Annotated in this window: 1 protein-coding gene; it reads left to right on the plus strand. The window is 55.7% G+C overall.

All coding sequences use genetic code 11. The features are described from left to right. The coding region (locus FD01_RS14455) for an IS66 family transposase (RefSeq protein ID WP_156647330.1) at positions 1–463 on the plus strand (463 nt) is incomplete at both ends.

A 463-nucleotide genomic window follows, 5' to 3' on the forward strand; every position in this document is an offset into this window, starting at 1 on the left:
GACTGGTCGTCAAAGCGAAGAAGAAGTCGTAGCGTCACCGCGTAAGCCAAAACGTAAGCGGTCAGAAGGCATTGCCGCCGACTTACCCGTTGAAGAAACGCTCATCACACGTGAAGCGTCAGTTTGTGAGCACGGCCACCAGCTCGTAGCGGTCGGGAAACATTTCGTGCGCACTGAAATTGAACACGTGCCAGGGCGCCTGTACCAAAATCAAATTTTCGAGCAAACCTACAAGTGCGTGGCTTGCGAAGAAGCGGACGGCGACTCCCATCTTTATCAAGCGGAAGCGCCAAGGGCGCTATTTCCGCATAGTATGGCGACCCCATCGCTGGTTGCGGAGGTGTTACATCAGAAGTACACCATGGCCTCACCACTTTTCCGCCAGTTACACGAGTGGGCCCGCGCGGGCGTTCTGATCAGTGAAACGACACTGGCTAACTGGGTGATTGGCGCCGCAAGGCTC

This window comes from Lacticaseibacillus manihotivorans DSM 13343 = JCM 12514, assembly GCF_001435035.1.
GTDB lineage: Bacteria > Bacillota > Bacilli > Lactobacillales > Lactobacillaceae > Lacticaseibacillus > Lacticaseibacillus manihotivorans.